The organism is Nocardia citri (assembly GCF_054065835.1).
On record NZ_JBSUQM010000088.1, the window covers coordinates 1 to 317 of the forward strand.

1 pseudogene is annotated in these 317 nt (G+C 63.4%); it reads left to right on the top strand.

The features are described from left to right. Positions 1–96: 96 nt before the first annotated feature. A pseudogene (locus tag ACW2Q0_RS31235) lies at positions 97–317 on the top strand (IS30 family transposase); the annotation flags it as partial.

Below are 317 nucleotides of genomic sequence, written 5' to 3' on the forward strand. Positions count from 1 at the left end.
CTCACCAAATTTCACCGATGTATACTCTGCTCAGGTTCAACCGGTGGTCGCAACACCCGAGGTCACGGAGGGTGTATGGGAAGGCCGTCGGACTGGATGCGGGAGGTCACCGGACGAGCACCGATGCGGTCGCCGGGGGCTCCCGGGATTCAGCGCTCAGTGGAACGACTGTTCTGGGATAAGATCGCCGAGGGCCTGTTGCCGACGGAAGCTGGTGTCGCAGTAGGGGTATCGCCTGTCATGGGCAGTCGGTGGTTCCGCGAGGCTGGCGGGATGTCACCGTATTCCTGGAGCCGGCCTGGCGGCCGTTACCTGTC